General features: G+C 71.1%; 19 protein-coding genes. 8 read left to right on the top strand and 11 right to left on the bottom strand.

The features are described from left to right. Positions 1-54 precede the first annotated feature (54 nt). Entirely contained in the window at positions 55-1,443 is a 1,389-nt protein-coding gene (locus ABGB11_RS03680; protein ID WP_347628774.1) for an iron-containing redox enzyme family protein, read from the bottom strand. A gap of 510 nt (positions 1,444-1,953) precedes the next feature. Between ABGB11_RS03680 and ABGB11_RS03675 the strand changes: the two genes are divergently transcribed. Both ABGB11_RS03675 and ABGB11_RS03670 read left to right on the top strand, forming a co-directional pair. Then, complete coding sequence (locus ABGB11_RS03675; RefSeq protein ID WP_347628772.1) at positions 1,954-2,136, top strand: hypothetical protein; 183 nt, start codon at positions 1,954-1,956, stop codon at positions 2,134-2,136. 203 nt (positions 2,137-2,339) lie between these two features. After that, positions 2,340-3,815: a DEAD/DEAH box helicase gene (locus ABGB11_RS03670; RefSeq protein WP_347628770.1), complete on the top strand. Its 1,476-nt coding sequence runs from the start codon at positions 2,340-2,342 to the stop codon at positions 3,813-3,815. A gap of 115 nt (positions 3,816-3,930) precedes the next feature. Here ABGB11_RS03670 and ABGB11_RS03665 read toward each other — a convergent pair whose 3' ends face one another. From ABGB11_RS03665 to ABGB11_RS03655, 3 genes are all read right to left on the bottom strand, one after another. Then, positions 3,931-4,827 (bottom strand): alpha/beta hydrolase family protein, encoded by an 897-nt coding sequence (locus tag ABGB11_RS03665; RefSeq protein WP_347628768.1) that lies wholly within the window; start codon positions 4,825-4,827, stop codon positions 3,931-3,933. A gap of 191 nt (positions 4,828-5,018) precedes the next feature. Then, positions 5,019-5,825, bottom strand: coding sequence for an acyltransferase (locus ABGB11_RS03660; RefSeq protein WP_347628766.1), 807 nt, complete (start codon positions 5,823-5,825; stop codon positions 5,019-5,021). 101 nt (positions 5,826-5,926) lie between these two features. After that, positions 5,927-6,421, bottom strand: coding sequence for a hypothetical protein (locus tag ABGB11_RS03655; RefSeq protein ID WP_347628764.1), 495 nt, complete (start codon positions 6,419-6,421; stop codon positions 5,927-5,929). Positions 6,422-6,594: 173 nt separating this feature from the next. Here ABGB11_RS03655 and ABGB11_RS03650 point away from each other — a divergent pair, with 173 nt between their 5' ends. Together ABGB11_RS03650 and ABGB11_RS03645 are read left to right on the top strand one after the other, a co-directional pair. Then, on the top strand, positions 6,595-7,119 hold the full coding sequence (locus ABGB11_RS03650; RefSeq protein ID WP_347628762.1) for a peptidylprolyl isomerase: 525 nt from the start codon (positions 6,595-6,597) through the stop codon (positions 7,117-7,119). Between the two features lie 56 nt (positions 7,120-7,175). Next, positions 7,176-8,072 (top strand): rhomboid family intramembrane serine protease, encoded by an 897-nt coding sequence (locus ABGB11_RS03645; RefSeq protein ID WP_347628760.1) that lies wholly within the window; start codon positions 7,176-7,178, stop codon positions 8,070-8,072. A gap of 207 nt (positions 8,073-8,279) precedes the next feature. On the opposite strand, the gene ABGB11_RS03640 is transcribed toward ABGB11_RS03645, so the two are convergent. Beyond that, positions 8,280-8,537, bottom strand: coding sequence for a cell division protein CrgA (locus ABGB11_RS03640; RefSeq protein ID WP_021597057.1), 258 nt, complete (start codon positions 8,535-8,537; stop codon positions 8,280-8,282). A gap of 109 nt (positions 8,538-8,646) precedes the next feature. Here ABGB11_RS03640 and ABGB11_RS03635 point away from each other — a divergent pair, with 109 nt between their 5' ends. From ABGB11_RS03635 to ABGB11_RS03620, 4 genes are read left to right on the top strand one after another with little or no spacing between them, the layout of a single operon-like run. After that, positions 8,647-9,399 (top strand): DUF881 domain-containing protein, encoded by a 753-nt coding sequence (locus ABGB11_RS03635; protein ID WP_347628758.1) that lies wholly within the window; start codon positions 8,647-8,649, stop codon positions 9,397-9,399. 25 nt (positions 9,400-9,424) lie between these two features. After that, a complete protein-coding gene (locus ABGB11_RS03630) occupies positions 9,425-10,069 on the top strand; it encodes a class E sortase (RefSeq protein WP_347628756.1) in 645 nt (214 codons plus the stop codon). An 11-nt stretch (positions 10,070-10,080) separates the two neighbouring features. Beyond that, complete coding sequence (locus tag ABGB11_RS03625; protein WP_347628754.1) at positions 10,081-10,290, top strand: hypothetical protein; 210 nt, start codon at positions 10,081-10,083, stop codon at positions 10,288-10,290. A gap of 6 nt (positions 10,291-10,296) precedes the next feature. Beyond that, on the top strand, positions 10,297-10,938 hold the full coding sequence (locus ABGB11_RS03620) for a gamma-glutamyl-gamma-aminobutyrate hydrolase family protein (RefSeq protein ID WP_347628752.1): 642 nt from the start codon (positions 10,297-10,299) through the stop codon (positions 10,936-10,938). 162 nt (positions 10,939-11,100) lie between these two features. Here ABGB11_RS03620 and pknB read toward each other — a convergent pair whose 3' ends face one another. Genes pknB through ABGB11_RS03590 form a run of 6 tightly spaced genes read right to left on the bottom strand, consistent with a single transcriptional unit; the run spans position 11,101 to position 19,557 of the window. After that, the gene (pknB, locus tag ABGB11_RS03615; RefSeq protein WP_347628750.1) at positions 11,101-12,915 is read right to left on the bottom strand and encodes a Stk1 family PASTA domain-containing Ser/Thr kinase; all 1,815 of its coding nucleotides are present in this window, start codon (positions 12,913-12,915) and stop codon (positions 11,101-11,103) included. Between the two features lie 22 nt (positions 12,916-12,937). After that, positions 12,938-14,407: a serine/threonine-protein kinase gene (locus ABGB11_RS03610; protein WP_347628748.1), complete on the bottom strand. Its 1,470-nt coding sequence runs from the start codon at positions 14,405-14,407 to the stop codon at positions 12,938-12,940. Further along, complete coding sequence (locus ABGB11_RS03605) at positions 14,404-15,888, bottom strand: penicillin-binding transpeptidase domain-containing protein (protein WP_347628747.1); 1,485 nt, start codon at positions 15,886-15,888, stop codon at positions 14,404-14,406. Before ABGB11_RS03605 ends, ABGB11_RS03610 begins: the two co-directional genes overlap by 4 nt. A gap of 10 nt (positions 15,889-15,898) precedes the next feature. Then, the gene (locus ABGB11_RS03600) at positions 15,899-17,485 is read right to left on the bottom strand and encodes an FtsW/RodA/SpoVE family cell cycle protein (protein WP_347628745.1); all 1,587 of its coding nucleotides are present in this window, start codon (positions 17,483-17,485) and stop codon (positions 15,899-15,901) included. Continuing rightward, complete coding sequence (locus ABGB11_RS03595; RefSeq protein WP_347628743.1) at positions 17,486-19,063, bottom strand: Stp1/IreP family PP2C-type Ser/Thr phosphatase; 1,578 nt, start codon at positions 19,061-19,063, stop codon at positions 17,486-17,488. Beyond that, positions 19,060-19,557 carry an FHA domain-containing protein gene (locus tag ABGB11_RS03590; RefSeq protein WP_347628741.1) on the bottom strand — a complete coding sequence of 166 codons (498 nt, stop codon included), beginning with the start codon at positions 19,555-19,557 and terminating at the stop codon, positions 19,060-19,062. Before ABGB11_RS03590 ends, ABGB11_RS03595 begins: the two co-directional genes overlap by 4 nt. Positions 19,558-19,567: the final 10 nt, after the last annotated feature.

The following is a 19,567-nucleotide window of genomic DNA, read 5'->3' as shown; positions in this document are numbered from 1 at the left end:
GGCGCTGGAGGGCGGGGGGTGACGGGCCCGGGGAGCGTGGGGGGAGCGGGCGCGTCAGCCGGGGGAGGCGGTGTGGAGCAGGCAGGCGGTTTCGGACGCCGCCGCCCGTACCCCGTAGAGCCGTCCGGCGGGGATCAGCACGGCGTCGCCGCGTGCCATCCGCTCGGGCGGCCCGGTCGGGGTGGTGACAAGGTCGGCCTCGCCGCGTTCGATCTCCAGGACGACGTCGCCGTCGTGGGTGCGGGTGCCGAACGGGCTCGCCGGCGTCAGCGTGATCCGCCGCGGCGCGGGCTCGGTGCTCGTCCGGCCGGCGAGGTCGCGATACCGGGCGAGGTCGTCGGACCAGCGGATCTGCGCCGCGGTGTCGTCCTCGAACCAGCCGCCGATGAGGCGCGTCTCCGCGATGCCGCGCAGCAGTTCGGGGACGACCCGCGGCCCGTGCCGCTCGGCCAGCGCCAGCAGGACCTGTTCCCGGGTGATCCGGCCGTGGTGCTCGTCGATGTGCGCGTGCTCGTCGCAGTAATGCAGATCGACGTCGTCTCCGAAAATGTTGCGGAAAACTTTGATCATTTTCACGAAAGCGGGCGCGAAAATGGCCTCGGCATAGGTGACGGCACCTGCGTAGCGGAAGAACCTCGCATGGTCGCGCGACACGTAGTAATAGTAGTTGTTCGTCGCCAGCGGACCGGTGAGATAGAAGTTCCAGTACGCGTGCACATGCGTCGCCATAGCGCGGCTGCGCAGCATCTTGGCGAAGATCGTGGTGTGTTTGGAGTCATAGACCCCGTACCCGAACTCGTCGATGAAGATCTTGAAGAGCGCGGATTGCTCGGGGCCGTACGCGCCGCCGAGGTTGCGCGACATCGCGGACGCCTCGGTGAGCCCGTCCAGGGCGAGCTGGACCAGGTACAGGCCGGCGGCGCTCTCCCGGTCGCGGGCGTTCGCGACGGCGGTCAGCGCCGGCGACGGCCCGGCCGCGGCCTCGTCCACCATGTGCTGGAAGTAGGTGTCGAGCACGTCGGGGGTGGCGGCGCCGCTGACGTCGACCGCGTCGTCCAGGCAGCCGAACGCGAAACGTTCCAGTTCCGAGACCGAGCTTTCCCGGAGTTCTTTCAGCCGCCGCCCGTAGAAGTGCGTGAAATCTTCGTACAGGCCGTCGACGCCCTGCTCGGGCAGCAGCACCGTCTCGGACTCGTAGAAGGTGCCGAGCAGCCGGTGCGCGGCGAGGGAGCGATGGGACGGCCACTCCCGCGGCCCCGGCGGGCGGCCGAAGTCGGATTCGGCGAGCGAGTCGGGGGCCAGGGCCCGGCGGTAGGGGTTGGGGCCGTGGAGTACCTGGGCGTCACCGCGGAAGAGCGGGTCGCCGGCGAAAGCCAGGAGCCGCTTCCCCAGGGTGCTGCCGACTTCTTTGCCGGCAGGGGATTCCGGAGATTGCACAGTCATTTACTTGTACCGTTCACCTGACTACTTCGAGGGGTCGGGTGTAGCTGAAGGTGTGTGCGGCCGATTGTGTCGGCCATGATCACAAGAACGGTTGGGCGCGTGTTGGTCGAGGGGCATTCGTCGCGGAGTGGATAGGAATTATCACCGGTGGTTATAGCCCAGTTGACCGGGCTGCGGGGCAGATTAACAAGAGCGTTCGAGGTGATCAACGAGCAAGTTGTGCCACCTTTCCTCGTGGGGACCGCGATGCGAAGCCGGGCCCGCCGCTTTCGGGCCTGCCAAAAATGATCCCGATCATGTCCCCGTCGCCGGGGGCCTGCCGCCCGCCCCGCCGGAAGGTCGGCCTGACCTCGCCCCGCGCACGGGCTCGCGATCGCCGCCCGGTCCCGGCCGCAGGACCGGAAACCGGCGCCACTCCCCGGTAGACGCATATGGCAGCTTTTTCGGGGACTTCCTCCGGTTTGTGACCGTATCCGGACGCCCCCTGGACGTTGCCGATAGCCTCCGTTCATGGAACTCAGGGACGCGACGCGCATGATCCTCACCGAGTCGGCCGGGTACCCGGAGCTGCTCCGGGTGTCGCGCGACGCGCACGAGAGGTCGGCGCGGCCGTCGGGTTCGAGAGCCCCGGCGACGTTCCGTTCCCCGGACCCGCTCACGGCCCCTGTGACGGGTGTCTCGTGTGCCTTCTGAGCAGGGAGTGACGAAGGTTCCATCCGGGACGGGGCATAAGGACGGCCCCCGGCGACGTTAGACTCTAGGAATCACTCTTCGACGCCGACCTTGGCGTCAGGCTCGTCCTTGCAGGCCGCGCACACACCGTGGTGCCTCCCGAGACGTGCCCCCCTCTCGGAAGGTAATGCGTGACCACAGCTGCCGCTGCACAGAACCCGTCCATGCCCGCGACCGCGGACGAGGAGCGGGTTCCCACCTTCGCCGAGCTCGGCCTCCCGCCGGTGCTGGTGAACGCCCTGGCCCGCCAGGGCATCGACGCGCCGTTCCCGATCCAGGCCGCCGCGATCCCCGATGTCATGGCCGGACGCGACGTCCTCGGACGCGGTAAGACCGGCTCCGGCAAGACCCTGGCGTTCGGTCTTCCGCTGCTCACCCGCCTCTCCGGCCGCAAGGCCGCCCCGAAGCGCCCGCTGGCGCTGATCCTGGTGCCGACCCGCGAGCTCGCCCAGCAGGTCCAGACGAACCTGGAGCCGCTCGGCCGCGGGCTCGGCCTGCGCTTCAAGACCGTCATCGGCCAGACCTCGATGTTCAAGCAGATCGACGCGCTGCGCCGCGGCGTCGAGGTCCTGGTCGCCACGCCCGGCCGGCTCAAGGACCTGATGCGGCAGGGCGCCTGCGACCTGTCCGACATCGAGATCGCCGTGCTGGACGAGGCCGACCACATGGCCGACATGGGCTTCCTGCCCGACGTCACCGACATCCTGGACGCCGCCCGGCCCGGCGGGCAGCGGCTGCTCTTCTCCGCCACCCTCGACAAGGACGTGGACGTCCTGGTCAAGCGGTACCTGAACGACCCGGTGACGCACGCGATCGGCCCGGTGGACGAGTCCGTCGACACGATGGAGCACCACCTCCTCCTGGTCGCGCCCAAGGAGAAGGCGGCCGTCACCGCCGAGATCGCCAACCGCGAGGGCCGGACGATCCTGTTCGCCCGCACCAAGCACGGCGTCGACCGGCTCGCCAAGCAGCTCGTCCAGGCCGGCGTCCGCGCGGCGGGCCTGCACGGCGGCAAGAGCCAGGGGCTGCGGACCCGCACGCTCGCCGAGTTCCGCGAGGGCAGCATCAGCGTCCTCGTCGCCACCGACGTCGCCGCCCGCGGCATCCACGTCGACGACGTGTCCCTCGTGATGCACGTCGACCCGCCCGCCGACCACAAGGACTACATGCACCGCGCGGGCCGGACCGCCCGCGCCGGCGAGCGCGGCACGGTCGTCACGCTCGTCCTGCCGCATCAGGTCCGCGCCACGTCCGCGATGACGCGGCGGGCCGGCATCAACGCGCCCCGCATCCGGGTGAGCAGCGGTGACGCCGAGCTGGTCAAGCTGACCGGCGCCCGGCCGCCGTCCGGCATCCCGATCGAGGGCCCGATCATCCCCGAGCGGCCGGCGCGCCGCGAGGGCGGCCGGGGCCGTCCGGGCGGGCGGCGCGGCCGGCCCGCGCGCTCCTTCGACCGCGGTGACGGCGGCGGCCGGCGCCGCGAGGGCGACGGCGGGCGCGGCGAGCACCGCTCCTACTCGTCCGGCGACCGGCACGGCGGCGGCCCCCGCACCGGCGGCGGCTCCCACGGCGCCCGCCGGGGCGGCCCGTACAACGGCAACCGCCGCGACGGCGACCGCCGCACGGCCCGCTCGAACTGACACCGCTCTAGGCGTACGGAACAGGCCCCTGGCTTCGCGCCAGGGGCCTTGTTCTGTCCATGCGGGCCGCGCCTCGCGGCCGGGCAGCGCTCGGCGCGCGGCCTGCGCCCTGCACTCAGCGCGCGGCCTGCGTGGCGACGCGCTGGATCGACTGGACGGCGGCCTCGGGCTGGTCCTTGTAGATGTAGTGCCCGCTCTTCTTGGCGACGCGCAGCGAGCTCTTGCTGGACAGTTCGAGCCACTTGCTCTGACCGTCGGTCCACGCCCGCTCCAGGCTCGGCCCGTACTGCGGGACGGCGGCGAGGTACGGCTGCCCGTGCTTGACGACCTCCACCGGGATGTCGCCCGCGGAGGCGACCTTCCCGTCCTTGATGACGAGCTGCTCGGGGTTCTGCCCCTTGAACATCGCGACGTTCTGCGCCCGCACCTGCCCCGCGGGGCCCTTGGCGGACGCGGGGATGATCCTCGTGATCTCGGCGCCCATGGTCGGCGGGGTGGCGTCCAGGAGGACCACGCCCTTCACCGTGTCCTTGTGCTCGGGGGCGTACCGGGCGGCGATGAGCCCGCCGAGGGAGTGCCCGGCCAGGACGACCGGCGCGTCGCCGGCGACCTGGTCGATCAGCCCGGTGAGGACCTTCCCGGTGCTCGCGAAGTCCTGCGGGCCGTCCGGCTTGTCGCTCTTGCCCGCGCCGAGGCGGTCGTAGGAGCAGACCCGGTTCTTCGCGCTCAGCGTCTTCTGCAGGGCGGCCATCTTGTCCACCCCGTCACCCGCGCCGTGCAGGAGGACGATGACCGGCGTGCCGTCCGCCGCCTTGCCCGAGCAGGACACGTTCAACGACTTGCCGCCGATCTCGAGCGTCTTCGTCCCGGTGAAGGAGCCGGCGGCGGGTTTCGGCGTGGAGGCGAAGGGGTCGAAGTCCTCGCCCGTGCTGTCGTCGCAGCCGACGAGTCCCGCACCGAGCACGGTGCAGGCGGCGGCGGTGACGGCGGCGGTCCTGATCTTGCGAAGCATGGTGTCCTCCAGCGGGAGCGGGTGCCCGGTAAGGGCCGGGGGGATTTCGCGGCTCGGGCGCCGCGGCTACGTGGAGAACGCTATGGAATCGGCGGGGTGCGGATCGTCACCGTGCGGTGGACATTCGCCGGTAGCTCGCACGGGGGACAAGATCGGCCGGGTGGCGCATACGCGGAACTGCCGACTGTTCCTCAGCCGGCTTCCTCCCTGAGGACGTCATCGGGGCCGGAGGACTCCTCGCGCAGCTTGTCCTGGAGGATCTGGAGGCCTTCGAGGCCGTTCACCGACAGGGCCGCGAGCTCGTCCAGGGACATGAGGGGGCCGGTGCGCAGGGGCGGCTGCCAGCCGTGCTCCTTGTCGTGGCTTCGCAGGATCTTCGCGGGGACGCCGCCGATCACCGAGTGGTCGGGGAACTCGCCGCGGACGACGGCGCCGCCCGCGACCGCGACGTTGCGGCCGAGCCGCGTGCCGGGAAGGATGATCGCACCGGTGCCGATCCAGCAGCCGTCGCCGATCACGACCGGGTTGTTCTCCGGCCACTGCCGCCCGATCGGGGTGTGCAGGTCGCCGTAGGTGTGGTTCTGGTCGGTGATGTAGACGTTCGGGCCGGTGAAGACGTCGTCGCCGATGTCGATGGACTGGTGCCCGACGATGTGGGTGCCGCGGCCGAGCGAGCAGCTCGCGCCGATCCGCACGATGACGTCCGGGCCGAGGTCGAGGCCGGGGACGAACCCTGCCGAGATCGTCACGTGCGTCCCGACGAGCGTGTGGTCGCCGATCGAGATCCACGGCTCCCCGTAGATCGCGCCGACGGGGAAGCCGATGCACGCGCCCTCGCCGAGGTAGGCGAACCTGCGGCGGCCCGGCGTGTGCGGGGTGATCTCCCCGTGCCGCTGCACCCACTCCCAGCCGCGGTGCAGGGCCGTGTGCACGCCCTGCCGGGCCCGCTGCCTCACCCGGGCCGTCAGCCCGTGCAGGACGGAGCGCTTCGGCGACATGGCGTTCACCGTACCGGGTGGTAGCAGCCCCCGCCCCGCGGGGCCGCGGCGACGCAAAAGGGCCCGGCCGTGCACGGCCGGGCCCCCTTCCCCTGTGCGGGTCAATGCGGCGACTGCACCTGCCCGTCGACATCGGCGCCGGACACCGTCATGGAGTCGGCCGAGGTGGCGTCCTCCCGGTGCTCACCGGAGCCCTTCGTCATGTCGCGGATGGCGCCGCGCCGCGTCGCGACCACGCCGGCCACGCCGACGGCCGCGACGACGCCCATCATCGCCATGAGGGCGCCACGCCCTGACTTCGCCGGTTTCGGGGGTTCCACCCGTCCGGCGGCATCGTTGAGCAACGTGCTCACCCGCGGAGCCAGCCCGGTCTCCACATACCGGGCCGCGCTCCGGAGTCTCGGTGCGCTCCATCCGCGGGCGATGATGATGCGCTCACCCGCGACGGGGCCGAACCGCCCCGCCATCTCGGAGGCCCGCCCCGCCATGTCGGAGGCGCCCTGCCGCCACAGCACGCTGCGGTGCCGGGCCGTTTCCTGGACGCGGCCGAACCGCGAACGGACTTCGTCCTGCGGCTTCCGGCGGATACTGATCATTAGGGACACGCTAACCTCCCTGTTTGCGAGGTCCTGTCAGGCAGCCTTCCCCGCGAACGGGAGGTAAACCCCGTGAACGTGATCGTTCGTTCACCCAGGGTGACGATTTCGGCCCTGGCCGAGACCGCGCGTCGAGACGTTTCAGAGCCCAATTCAACGAGGAGGCGGCCAGCGTGGCCAACGAGATCTTCGCGACGCTCAACACGTCGCAGGGCAGGATCGTCATCCAGCTCTACCCGGAGCACGCGCCGGAGACGGTGGCGAACTTCGTCGAACTGGCGGAGGGCACCCGCACGTGGACCGACCCGCGCACCGGCCAGAAGTCGGACAAGCCGCTCTACAACGGCACGGTCTTCCACCGCGTCATCGAGGACTTCATGATCCAGGGCGGTGACCCGCTCGGCACCGGTACCGGCGGGCCGGGCTACGAGTTCAAGGACGAGTTCCACCCGGACCTGAAGTTCAACCGCCCGTACCTGCTGGCGATGGCGAACGCCGGGCCCGGCACCAACGGCTCCCAGTTCTTCATCACGCTGAGTGTCGCGAACACCCAGCACCTGACCGGCCGGCACACCATCTTCGGCAAGGTCATCGAGGGCACCGACGTCGTCGACCGGATCGGCTCCGTCCCGACGGGCCGGATGAACCGTCCGCAGGAGGACGTCGTCGTCCAGTCGGTGACGATCGACCGCCGTTAGACGTTCTACGGTGAGACCCCGTTACGGGTGACACCGCATCGGCCAACGGAGCCCTGATGAGCACAGACCACGGTCACGCCCCCGAGACCTCGGTGCCGGCCTGCTACCGGCATCCGGGGCGCGAGACGTACGTGCGCTGCACCCGGTGCGACCGCTACATCTGCCCCGAGTGCATGCGGGACGCGGCGGTGGGCCACCAGTGCGTGGAGTGCGTCGCGGAGGGGAACCGGGGCGTCCGGCGGGCGGTCCCGCGGACGGTCCTCGGCGCCCGCGGCTCCACGTCGGCCACGCCGGTCGTGACGTACACGCTGATCGGCGCGTGCGTGGCGGCGTACCTTGCGGAGCTGTCGTCCTGGCGGGTCGTCTGGGAGTTCATGATGCTCGGCCGGGGCGTCCTGCCGGACGGAGACGTCGGCGGGGTCGCCGAGGGCGAGTGGTACCGGCTGTTCACCACGATGTTCCTGCACCAGCGCGGCGGGTCGTTCGGCATCACCCACATCCTGTTCAACATGTGGGCGCTGTGGGCCGTCGGCCCCGCGCTGGAGCAGGTGCTCGGCAGGTGGCGCTTCCTGGCCCTGTACGTCCTGTCGGGGCTGGGCGGCTCGGTGCTGCTGTACCTGGTGGGCTCGCCCGGCGACTCGGCGGTCGGCGCGTCCGGCGCCATCTTCGGGCTGTTCGGCGCCTACTTCGTGATCGGCCGCCGGCTCGGCGGGCCGGTCGGCCCCATCGTGGTGCTGCTGGTGCTGAACCTGGTGATCACGTTCTCGGTGCCGGGCATCTCCTGGCAGGGGCACGTCGGCGGGCTCGTGGTCGGCGGGGCGCTGGCCGCGGCGTACGCCTACGCGCCCGCCGCGCGGCGCACGCTGGTGCACGTGGCGGCGCCGCTGGTCACGCTGGCGCTGCTCGCGGCGCTGGTCCTGGTCAGGACGGCGGACCTGAACCCGGCGCTCTGACCGCGCACGGACGGCGAGCACGGACGGCGAGCACGGACGGCGGGCACGGACGGCGGGCAGGACGGCAGGCGAAGGCCGCGGGCGCCGCTCACCAGCGGCGGCGTCCGCGGCATCGCGCCTGTGGAAAACCGCTGTGGAAAACCTGGGGAAAGCCGGGGTGGGAGATCCCCAACCTGTGGATAACCAGGGTCGGCCGGATGGCCGCGGTCAGCGCCAGCGGGTCGACAGGATCACGCCGAGGATGATGGCGGTGAAGCCGATCCCCAGGTTCCAGTTGTGCAGGTCGGTCATGTACGGCACGTCGGTGCCGGTGCTCGCCGTCACGTAGAAGACGGCGATCCAGATCAGCCCGACCAGCCACAGCCCCACCATCGTGGGCACGAGCCAGCGCGGGCTGACCTCGGGCGCCTTCGACTTCTGCGGCGGGGTGTAGACGGCCTTCTTGCGCACTTTGGACTTGGCCACGGCGGTTCGATCTCCTCGGGCGTCCGGCGGCCGGAGCGCCGGACCGCGCATGGGTGGTTTGTCGGTTAGCGTAGTCGCTGGTGAGCACTGGCTGATGAGCAGATTCTCGATGAGCAGCGTACGGCGTCCAGCGTGGGGAAGCATCATCCCAGTTCTCACGCTACTCGCGGGAGTCCTGTTCGCGGCGAGCGCGAGCACGGCCCGCGGCACGAACCTGCGTGAACAGGGCCGTACCAGGATCACCGAGCTGATCGCCGCGGAGCAGCGCCGGGGACGCGAGGAGCGCGCCGAGTACCGGCGGCTGCGCGCCCAGGTCGACGCCGTCTCCCGGGAGGCCGGACGGCACGACGCACGCGTGCGGGAGGCCCAGGAGGAGGCCGACCGGCTCGCCGCCGGCGCCGGGTTCACCCCCTACACCGGCCCCGCCGTGCGCGTCACCCTGGACGACGCCCCGCAGGACGAGGGCCGCCTTCCCCACGGGGCCGGCCCGGACGACCTCGTGGTGCACCAGAGCGACGTCCAGGCGGTCGTGAACGCGCTGTGGGCGGGCGGCGCGCGGGCGATGCAGATCATGGACCAGCGGGTGATCTCCACCAGCGCGGTGCGGTGCGTCGGCAATACGCTGATCCTCCAGGGCGTCGTGTACTCCCCGCCTTTCCGGATCATCGCCGCGGGCGACCCGGACCGGCTGCGCGCGGCGCTCGGCGCGTCCCCGGAGATCGCGATCTACCGGAAGTACGTCCGGGCCTACGGGCTCGGCTACTCGGTGCGGACCCTGGAACGCGCTACGTTGCCGCCCTACACCGGCAACGTGACGATGAAGCACGCTACGGTGCCGGCGGCGCCGCCCAAGGGCGGCTAGCCCGCCGGCAGGAGGAGGACGCGCGGTGCGGACGGTGATCCGTGGCATGGGCGAACTGTGCATCACCGCCGGGCTGATCCTCATGCTGTTCGTGACGTACGAGCTGTGGGGCACCGGCCGGTACACGCAGGGCGCGCAGGACCGCCTCGGCGACGAGATGCTGAAGACCTGGCGGGACGGCCGGGTCACCACCGAGAAGGTCAGGCTCGGCGAGGGTCTCGCCATGATCCGCATCCCCCGCTTCGGGAAGGGCTACCACTTCGTCGTGATCGAGGGCGTCGGCCGGGAGGACCTGCGCAAGGGCCCGGGCCACTATCCCGGCACCGCGCTGCCGGGCCAGGTCGGCAACTTCGTGGTCTCCGGGCACCGGACGACCTACTCGGCGCCCTTCAACCGGCTCGGCGAGCTCGACCGCGGCGACCGCATCCTGATCGACACCCGCGACCGGCAGTACGTGTACACGGTCACCGACCGCAGGATCGTGAAGCCGTCGGCGACGGAGGTGACCGCGTCCGTCCCGTTCCATCCGAAGCGGCGGCCGACCGAGCGGCTCATCACGCTCACCACCTGCCACCCGAAGTACTCCGCCGCCAAACGCATGATCGTGTTCGGTGAGCTGGCCGAGTCCAGACCCCGCGTCGCGCCCGCCTCGCAGGCCGCCGGAAAGTAGGAGGAGGTCCCGTGTACGCCTGGATCTGGCGCCGCCTTCCCGGCACCTGGCAGACCAAGACCGCCACGGCGGCCGGGCTGGCCCTCGCGGTCGCCGTCCTCCTCTGGTACGTGGTGTTCCCCTGGGTCGAACCCAAGGTCCAGTTCGACCACGGGGTCGTGCAGACCCCGGCGCCGTCCGGTTCCGCGACCCCGTCCGGCTCCAGGATCCCGGGAGGCTGACCGGCCGTGCGCGTCCTCGTCGTCGACAACCACGACAGCTTCGTCTACAACATCGTCCAGTACCTGCGGGAGCTCGGCGCCGACTGCGTCGTCAAGGACCGCTCGGACGTCGCCGTCGCGGACGCCGCCGCCATGGACGGCGTCCTGATGAGCCCCGGCCCCGGCCACCCCGCCGACGCCGGCGTCTGCCTCGACCTCGTCCGGGACGCCGAGCGCCGCGGCACCCCGCTGCTCGGCGTCTGCCTCGGCCACCAGGTGATCGCGCACGTGCACGGGGCCGCGGTGGGGCGCGCGCCGGAGATCGTCCACGGCTCGACGAGCGAGATCCACCACGACGGCGCGGGCGTCTTCCGCGGCCTGCCCGATCCCTTCCCCGCGACGCGCTACCACTCGCTCGCCGTCCGGCCCGGCACCGTCCCGCCGGACGTCCTGGACGTGACCGCCCGCACCCCCGACGGCGTGATCATGGGCCTGCGGCACCGCACCCGTCCGGTCGAGGGCGTCCAGTTCCACCCGGAGTCGGTGCTCTCGCGGCACGGCCACCGGCTCCTGCGAAACTGGCTCTCCTCCTGCGGCGACCCGCGGATGCGCGGCGGGGGCGGGCCCGCGGCGAGTCCATCGCAGCCGTCGCCGGAAAATATCCGTTGAAATCCGTAACGTCCCTAGGTGTGGTGACGAAGACCATATCGAGGGCTTCCGCCATTGCCCCCGAGTGGCGGAAGCCCTCCTCGCGTCCTGACGACACGACGCCGAAGGGCCCCGCCTCCCGATCCGGGAGGCGGGGCCCTTCACCGTTCAGGGCGGGACCGGTCAGCCGTCGTTACCGCCGGGGAAGCCCGGGAAGCCCGGCGTCGGGGTGCCGCCGGGACTGCTCGGCGGCGGCGTCTGCGGCTTGTCCGCCACGAAGATCGTCACCGTGTCGCCGGGCGCGACCGTCGCGTCCGGTCCGGGCTGCTGGTTGAACACGAAGCCCGGCGCGACCTGCCGGTCCGGCGGCGGCGCGCCCTTCTGCACATTGCACCGCAGCCCGAGGTCCTTCAGCTTCGCGCACGCGGCCCGCTGGCTGTTGTTGAACAGGTCCGGCACCTTCAAGTTCGTCGGCCCGTTGGACACCGTCACCGTCACGGTCGAGTCCTTCGGCGCCTTCGACCCGCCGGCCGGGTCGGTGCTGATCACGTTGAGCCGCGGGACGCTGTCGCTCGACTCGACCCTCCGCTCGACCTTGAAACCGCGCTCCTCCAGCAGCTTCTTCGCCGCCGCGTACGGTTTGCCGGTCACGTCCGGCACCTCGACCTCCGTGGGCGGCTTCTTGCCCTTGGAGACCAGCAGCGTCACCGTCGTGCCCCGGGCCGCGTTGGTGCCGGGCTGCGGGTCGGAGCTGATGACGTTCCCGCGCCGGATGTCGTCGCTGTAGTCCGTCCTGGGTTTGCCGACCTGGAAACCGAGCTTCGTGAGCTGCGCCGTCGCGTCGCTCTGCGACACGTTGACGATGCTCTGCGGGATCGCGATCTGCTGCGCCTTGTCGCCGTCGCTCATCATCCAGCCGATGAGCGCCGCGCCGCCGATGAACAGCACCGCGAGGCCGAGCCACAGCGCCGCCTTCTTCCCGCCGCCGCCGCGTCGCTGGTCATCGTCGTCGTAGCGGGCGGGCGGCAGGCCGTACCCGTCGTCCGGCGGACGCCGCACCTGCGTGCGGGCCGGGCCGCCGAACGCGCCCATCACCTGGGTGCCCTGCGGCTGCGCGCCGCCCATCAGCATCGTGGACGCCGCCGTCGACGCCACCGGCTGCCCCTGCAGGACGCGCTGGATCTCCTGCCGGAACTCCGTCGCGTTCTGGTAGCGGTGGTCGGCTTCCTTCGCCATCGCCTTCAGCACGATCGCGTCCGCCCACTGCGGGATCTGCGGGTCCACCTGCGACGGCGGCACCGGCTCCTCCCGGACGTGCTGGTAGGCGATCGCGACCGGGGAGTCGCCGGTGAACGGCGGCTTGCCGGTGAGCAGCTCGTACAGCACGCAGCCCGTCGAGTAGATGTCGCTGCGGGCGTCGACCCGCTCGCCGCGGGCCTGCTCCGGCGACAGGTACTGCGCGGTGCCGATCACCTGCGCGGTCTGCGTCATCGTCGCCGCCGAGTCGGCCATCGCGCGGGCGATGCCGAAGTCCATGACCTTGACCTCGTGCTGCCGGGTGAGCATCACGTTGGCCGGCTTGATGTCGCGGTGCACGATCCCGCCGCGGTGGCTGTAGTCCAGCGCGCGCAGGATCCCGTCGGTGATCTCCAGCGCCTTGTCCGGGAGCAGCGCGCGGTTCTCCCGCAGCAGGTCGCGCAGCGTGCTCCCGTCCACGTACTCCATCACGATGTACGGGATCGGCGTGTCTGCGATCATGTCCTCGCCGGTGTCGTACACGGCGATGACCGAGGGGTGGTTCAGCGACGCGGCCGACTGGGCCTCGCGCCGGAACCGGGCCTGGAACGTGGGGTCACGGGCCAGGTCGGACCGTAGCGTCTTGACCGCGACGACGCGATCGAGGCGCAGGTCTCGGGCACGGTAGACCTCGGCCATGCCGCCCCGCCCGATCACTGTCTCGAGCTCGTAGCGGCCGCCGAGCAGCCGAGGTTGACTCATATGTGCACTTTCCCTCGTACGTCTACACCTTGTCTCCTGAACCTAGCTTCCCGTCCGGTGGCGGCGGGGGATCCGGGCTCGGAGTTGACGGATTCGTGGGGCTCTCCGTCGGTGTGGGTGTCGGCTCAGGGGCGGTGGGAGTCGCCCGGGGCGGATTCGTGGATGGCTTGCGTGTGGGGGACGTCCGAGGCGCCCCTTGCGTTGACGGACGGATCCTATGCGTCCGGTGCGGTGGTGGAACAGCCGGCCTCGTACCGCTGCGGCTCCTGTGTCTCGGCGGGGAGTGCTCCGGCGGCGTGCCGCGGGGCTTCGCCGTGGGGTCGCTCACGCCGTCGTCCCCGACCGGGAGGGTCGCCGGGGCGGCGGGCGGGTCCCGCTCGTCCTTCCCGGACCCGGCGAAGGCGAACCCCTTCCACAGGGAACCGATCACGATGACGCAGACCAGCACCACGGCGGCCGCGACGGACGCGTACGCCAGCACCGTGCGCCGTTGCCCCGGCACTGACCCGTTGGCGAGGTTATCCGCCCCTGACGCGCCGTCAAATCCCGACAAAGCCGACGATTGGGTAACGATCTGCGTGCCGCCGGCCGCTGAGTGCCGGCCCGGGCCAGGACGGGGCGCGCCGGTCCGGCCCCCACGGGGCGCCTCCGCCGGGACCGCGCTGATCCGGCCCGTGCTGAGGCCCGCCCGGATCGCCAGCGCGCGGGCCGCGACCGCGTGGGCGTCCGCCGGACGGTCGCGCGGCTCCTTCGCCAGCATCTCCATGACCAGCTCGCGGGCCTCCTCCGGGAACCGCACCGGAAGCTCCGCCGGCGCGTCCCGGACGTGCTTGAGCGCCACCTCCACCGGCGTGGGCCCGTCGAACGGCGGCGCGCCCGTCAGGCACTCGTAGGCCACCACGCCCAGCGAGTACAGGTCCGCCGCCGGCGACAGCTTCAACCCCTGCGCCTGCTCCGGCGAGATGTAGTGCGCCGTCCCCATGACCATCCCGGTCTGGGTCTGCGACGCCGCCGCCAGCCGCCGCGCGATCCCGAAGTCGGTGATCTTCAGCGTGCCGTCCGGGGACACCATCAGGTTCGCCGGCTTGACGTCGCGGTGCACGATCCCCGCCTCGTGCGCGACCGTCAGCGCCCGCCCCGCCTGCACGATCAGGTCGAGGACGGCCTCCACCGGCAGCCCGCCGTCGCGCGCCAGGATCTCGTCCAGCGGCTCGCCCGCCACCAGCTCCATCACCAGGAACGTCCGGCCGTCCTGCTCGCCGTAGTCGAACGCCCGCGCGATCCCCGGATGCCGCAGCTCCGCCGCGAACCGGGCCTCCGCCGCGAACCGGCCCCGCGCCCGCATGTCCGAGCCGAGCTCCAGGCGCAGCAGCTTCACCGCCACCGGCCGCCCGGCCACCTCGTCGGACGCGCGCCAGACCTCGCCCATCCCGCCGATCGCCAGCCGCTCCAGCAGCCGGTACCGGTGGTTCAGGACGAGGCCCGCACTCACTTCTGCAGGACCTTAGCCATGATGCCGCCCGCGATCGGGCCCGCGTCCCCGGCGCCCGAGCCGCCGGCGACCTCGGTCATGACGGCGAACGCGTAGCGCGGGTTCTCGACCGGGCTGAACCCGACGAACCAGTTGGCGTTGGGGTTGCCGGGGCCCTGCTCGGCGGTACCGGTCTTGCCGGCGATCCGCATGTTCCCGAGGTTCTTCGCCGTGCCCTCGGTGACCACCGCGCGCATCATGTCCTGCAGCTGCTCGGCCTGGTCACCGCTCATGCCCTTGCCGAGCTCCTTCGACGAGGCGTTGTAGAGCTCGCTCTGGTCCTTGGCACGGACCTTCTGCACCACGTACGGGTTCATGATCTTGCCGTCGTTGGCGATGGAGCAGGCGACCAGCGCCATCTGCAGCGGGGTGGCCCGCACGTTCTCCTGGCCGATGCCGGACCGGGCGGTCCCGTCCTTGCCGGTCGGGGTGGTCTTTCCCTCGGCGTCGGTGTAGGCCACCGGGACGTCGCTCTCGGCCGCGTACATGTCGGGCTCCAGCTGGATGCGCTCGCCGAACCCGAACTTCGTGGCGCCCTCGTGGAGCTGCTCGATGCCGAGATCCAGCGCCATCTTCGCGAACGAGGTGTTGCAGGACTCGGCGAACGCGCCGCGCAGCGGGGCCGACCCGGCGCAGTTACCGGTGTCGTGGGAGTTCGGCAGCGGGCGGCCCGACTCCGGCAGGATCAGCTGCCCGGTGTTCACCGTCGACGAGCTGTTCAGGCCGAGCTTCTGCATCCCGATCGCCGAGACGACCGCCTTGAACGACGAACCCGGCGGGAACGTCTGGCTCATCGCGTTGTCGACCAGCGGCTTGACGACGCCGTTGCCCTGGTCGAGCTGCTCCAGCCGCTTCCCGCCCTTCTCACCGGTCTGCGGCGCCACCTCGTTCGGGTCGAACGACGGCCACGACGCCGCCACCTTCACCGCGCCGGTCTTCACGTCGATGACCACGGCGCCGCCGCGGCGGCCCTGCGTCGTCCTCGCCTTGAGCAGCTGGTACGCCGTCCGCTGCGCCTGCGGGTCGATCGTCAGCTCGACGTTGGCGCCCTCGGCCTTCTTGCCGATGAAGGTGTCGAACCAGCGCTGCTGGGTGATCCGCTTGTCCTTGCCGCCGAGCAGCGAGTTGTAGGCCCGCTCGACCTGCGTCGCGTTCCCGTTGAAGTACCCGGTGACCGGCGCGAAGACCGCGCCGTCCTTGTAGGTCCGGCCGTACTTCGGGTTGTCCTTGCCGGTCTCCTTCGACTGCACCAGCACCTCGCCGCCGGCGGAGATCTGACCGCGCGGCGAGTTGAACACGTCCGCGTACTGGCGGCTGTTGCGCGCGTCGGTGCGCAGGTCCTCCGCCTGGCTGCCCTGGACGTAGTTGACCTGGGCCATCAGCCCGAAGAACAGCAGCAGCGCGAAGATCGCCACCCGCCGTACCGGCTTGTCCATATTCATCGGACGGAAGTCACCTCGTGCTCACGATCTGGGTCATGCCCTCGTCCTGGATCGCCTGCGGGGCCGGCTTCCGAGCGTCATGGCTCATCCGCACCAGAATCGCGATCAGGATCCAGTTGGCCATTAGCGACGAACCGCCCTGGGACAGGAAGGGCGTCGTCAGGCCCGTCAGCGGGATGAGCCGTGTGACGCCCCCGACGATCACGAAGACCTGGAGGGCCAGCACGAACGACACACCACCCGCGAACAGCTTCAGGAACGGGTCCCTGGCCGCCACGGCGGTCTTCATCCCACGTTGCACGATCAACGCGTATATCAGCAGCAACACCATCAACCCGGTCAGCCCGAGCTCCTCGCCCAGCGAGTCGAAGATGAAGTCGCTGAACGACAGCGGCGTCCGCCACGGCTCGCCCTGGCCCAGGCCAGTGCCGAGCACCCCGCCCTGGCCGAGCGAGAACAGACCCTTCATCAGCTGGGCGCTGTCGGAGTACTCCCCGCCCAGCTCCGCGCAGGCGGAGAAGCCCGGGGAGCCGTCACCCTGCGCCTTGAACTTCTTGTAGATGTCGGTGTCGGGGTTGACCGGGACGACCTTGCCGTTCTCCAGCAGGCATCCGCCGTCGAAGTACGGCTTCGGGTTCTGCCAGATGTCGATGCGCTGGTTCACGTGGCCCATGAACGGCAGCAGCGTCGCGATGAACACGCCCATCGCGAGCAGGCCGACGCCGATGAACACCCACGACACCCGCTGCGTCGCGATGTAGAGCATCGAGATGAACAGGCCGAAGAACAGCAGCGCGGTGCCGAGGTCCTTCTGCATGAACAGCACGCCCAGGCAGAAGAACCAGATCACCATGATCGGGCCGAGGTCGCGGGCCCGCGGCAGGCTGATCGGGCCGACCTTCTTGCCGATCAGCGACATCGCCTGCCGCTTGTTCACCAGATAGCCGGCGAAGAACACGACCAGCAGCAGCTTCGCGAACTCACCCGGCTGCACCGAGAACGGGCCCACCGAGATCCACACGCGGGCGCCGTTGATCTGCTGGCCGATGCCGGGGACGATCGGCAGCAGCAGGAGGATGACCGCGGTGAGCCCGATCAGGTACGTGTAGCGCTGCGCGGTCTTCGGGGTGAACGACACCGGCGCGTCCGGCTTCTCGGTGTCGCGCATGATGACGACGGCGGCCACGAACAGGCCGATGCCGACGAACGTCCACATCAGCTGGCTCGGCGCGTCGGCCGCGTCCTCCAGCAGCTTCTTGCCGGCCGCCGCCGCGACCTTGCGGTCGTGGCTGGTGTCCAGGTCGAGCCGGTAGATCATCGCCAGCCCGATGCCGTTCAGCGCCACCGCGAGCGGCAGCAGCAGCGGGTCGGCGTACGGGGTGAACTTCGCCTGGGCGAAGTAGGCGGCGAACGCCAGCACCACCAGACCGCCGCCGTACACGAACAGGCCGCCCGGGATGTTCCCGTCACGGGCCAGCCCCACCTCCGCGAATGCCGACAGCGTCAGGATCATCGCGAAGATGAGCAGCGCCAGCGAGGCCGCGTTGCGGCGCTGGTACGGCAGGTGCGCCCTGATCTGTTCCCCGATGGAGTGCATCTACGAGCTCCCCCCGCTGGAGGGACAGTCCTTGATGGTGGAGTTGCGCTGCTTGCACTCGTTGCGGCGGGTGTTGAGCTCGTTCAGCTTGGCCTCGGCCGCGCTCTTCCCGATGAACACCAGGCTGCCCTTGGCGACCGCGTCGACATCGGACGCGGGCAGCTCCGCGACCGGGACGTCGGAGACCGTCACCTTCGCCTGCTTGCAGTTCTGCTGGCCCTTGCCCTTGAGGATGGCGACCTTGCCGCTCTCCTCGGCGAGCGAGTACTTGCAGACGGCGTCCTCGAGCCGCTTGAGCGCCTTCGGGCCGTCCACCGTGTAGGTGTCCTTCACCTGCTGCTGGAGGTCCTGCGGGAGGTCGGCGACGAGGATCGGCTGCTTCGGCTGGTCCTTCGCGTCCGCCTTGCGGGACAGGCTGATGAGCGGCACCTTCTGCGTCGTCCCGCGGAACAGCACGACCCGGCCGTCCTCCGCGCCGACGTAGTAGCCGTTCCGGACGTTCTGGACGAGCACGAACCCGCCCGCCACGACCCCGATGACGACCACGCCGGCCACCACGACCAGCCACGTCCAGCGGCGCGCGCCGCCCCGCCGCGCCTGCACCTGGGGGGCCGTCCGCATCGGCGCCGGCGGGGCGCCCATCGGCTCGTTCAGCGGCATCGCCGCGTGCGGCGGCGGCATCTCGTCCACGGCCACCGGCGGCTGCGGGCGCGTCTCGCGCAGCTGCGCCGCCCGCCCGGCCGGGGTGTCGGCCGCCGTCGTGTTCGCGCCCGGCCCGCCGCCCGGCGGCTCCGGCGGGGCCGCGTTCGCCGCCGCGCCGACCGCGTGGCCCGGCCCGCCCGTCGGCGGCTGCCGCTCCAGGTCGACCACGTCGGCGACGACGCAGGTGATGTTGTCGGGGCCCCCGCCCCGGTTCGCCAGGTCGATCAGCTGCCGGACGGCCTGCTCCGGGTCGTCCACGTCGGTCAGCACCTGGAAGATCGTCTCCGCCGTGACGACGCCCGACAGGCCGTCCGAGCACAGCAGGTACCGGTCGCCGACCTTCGCTTCGCGCAGCGACAGGTCGGGGTCGACCTCGCCGCGGCCGTCCAGGGCCCGCAGCAGCAGCGAACGCTGCGGGTGCGACGCCGCCTCGTCCGGGCTGATCCGCCCCTCGTCCACCAGCGACTGCACCAGCGTGTGGTCGTGCGTGATCTGGAACAGGCTGCCGTCACGCAGCAGGTACGCGCGGGAGTCCCCGATGTGCACCAGCGCGACCTGGTTGCCCGCCCACAGCATCGCCGTCAGCGTCGTGCCCATCCCCTGCAGGGCCGGGTCCGACTCCACGATGCGGTGCAGGTTGTCGTTCGCCGTCTTGACGGTGTGCTCCAGCGCGGCCAGCAGCTCCGTCGCCGGCAGGTCCTTGTCGAGCGCCCGCAGCGCCTCGATCGCCGCGGCGCTCGCGATCTCGCCGCCGACGTGCCCGCCCATCCCGTCGGCCACCGCGAGCAGGTGCGCGCCCGCGTACGCCGAGTCCTCGTTGCCCTCGCGCAGCATGCCCACGTCGGAGCGCGCGGCGTAGCGGATTCCCAGAGTCATTTGCGCAGCTCGATCACGGTCTTGCCGATACGGACCGGTACGCCCGGCGGGACCGGCATCGGCCGGCTCACCTTCGTGCGTCCGAGGTACGTCCCATTGGTCGAGCCGAGATCTTCCACGATCCACTGACCGTCCTGCGCGAAAAGTCGGGCATGCCGGCTCGAAGCGTAGTCGTCGGTCACGACCAGCGTGGCGTCATTCGCCCGGCCGATGGTGATGGGCACCCCCGTCAGGTCGATGACGGTGCCGGCCCGTTCGCCCTGCACCACCACCAGCTTCGTCGGGGCGCCCTGCTGGGCGCTGCGCTGCTGCCGCGGCGGCTTCGGCTGCCGCGCCGCCTTCGGGGGACGTGGCTGGGACGCCCGCGTCGCGGCCTTCGTCGCGGCCTTGGAGCCGAACAGGTCGGCCCGGATCACGCCGACGGCCGCGATGACGAAGAGCCAGAGCACCGCCAGGAACGCCAGCTTGATCAGCGTGAGGGTGAATGGGGACATCGGAGTCGGG

Source organism: Actinomadura sp. B10D3 (assembly GCF_039871695.1).
Classification (GTDB): Bacteria; Actinomycetota; Actinomycetes; order Streptosporangiales; family Streptosporangiaceae; genus Spirillospora; species Spirillospora madurae.
This window is presented reverse-complemented; position numbering and strand designations above follow the sequence as displayed.

Bases quoted from the DNA above. Each gene is read 5' to 3' on its own strand.
- ABGB11_RS03680 (WP_347628774.1), bottom strand. From the start codon at position 1,443: ATGACTGTGCAATCTCCGGAATCCCCTGCCGGCAAAGAAGTCGGCAGC.
- ABGB11_RS03675 (WP_347628772.1), top strand. From the start codon at position 1,954: ATGGAACTCAGGGACGCGACGCGCATGATCCTCACCGAGTCGGCCGGG.
- ABGB11_RS03670 (WP_347628770.1), top strand. From the start codon at position 2,340: ATGCCCGCGACCGCGGACGAGGAGCGGGTTCCCACCTTCGCCGAGCTC.
- ABGB11_RS03665 (WP_347628768.1), bottom strand. From the start codon at position 4,827: ATGCTTCGCAAGATCAGGACCGCCGCCGTCACCGCCGCCGCCTGCACC.
- ABGB11_RS03660 (WP_347628766.1), bottom strand. From the start codon at position 5,825: ATGTCGCCGAAGCGCTCCGTCCTGCACGGGCTGACGGCCCGGGTGAGG.
- ABGB11_RS03655 (WP_347628764.1), bottom strand. From the start codon at position 6,421: ATGATCAGTATCCGCCGGAAGCCGCAGGACGAAGTCCGTTCGCGGTTC.
- ABGB11_RS03645 (WP_347628760.1), top strand. From the start codon at position 7,176: ATGAGCACAGACCACGGTCACGCCCCCGAGACCTCGGTGCCGGCCTGC.
- ABGB11_RS03635 (WP_347628758.1), top strand. From the start codon at position 8,647: ATGAGCAGCGTACGGCGTCCAGCGTGGGGAAGCATCATCCCAGTTCTC.
- pknB (WP_347628750.1), bottom strand. From the start codon at position 12,915: ATGAGTCAACCTCGGCTGCTCGGCGGCCGCTACGAGCTCGAGACAGTG.
- ABGB11_RS03605 (WP_347628747.1), bottom strand. From the start codon at position 15,888: ATGAATATGGACAAGCCGGTACGGCGGGTGGCGATCTTCGCGCTGCTG.
- ABGB11_RS03600 (WP_347628745.1), bottom strand. From the start codon at position 17,485: ATGCACTCCATCGGGGAACAGATCAGGGCGCACCTGCCGTACCAGCGC.
- ABGB11_RS03595 (WP_347628743.1), bottom strand. From the start codon at position 19,063: ATGACTCTGGGAATCCGCTACGCCGCGCGCTCCGACGTGGGCATGCTG.
- ABGB11_RS03590 (WP_347628741.1), bottom strand. From the start codon at position 19,557: ATGTCCCCATTCACCCTCACGCTGATCAAGCTGGCGTTCCTGGCGGTG.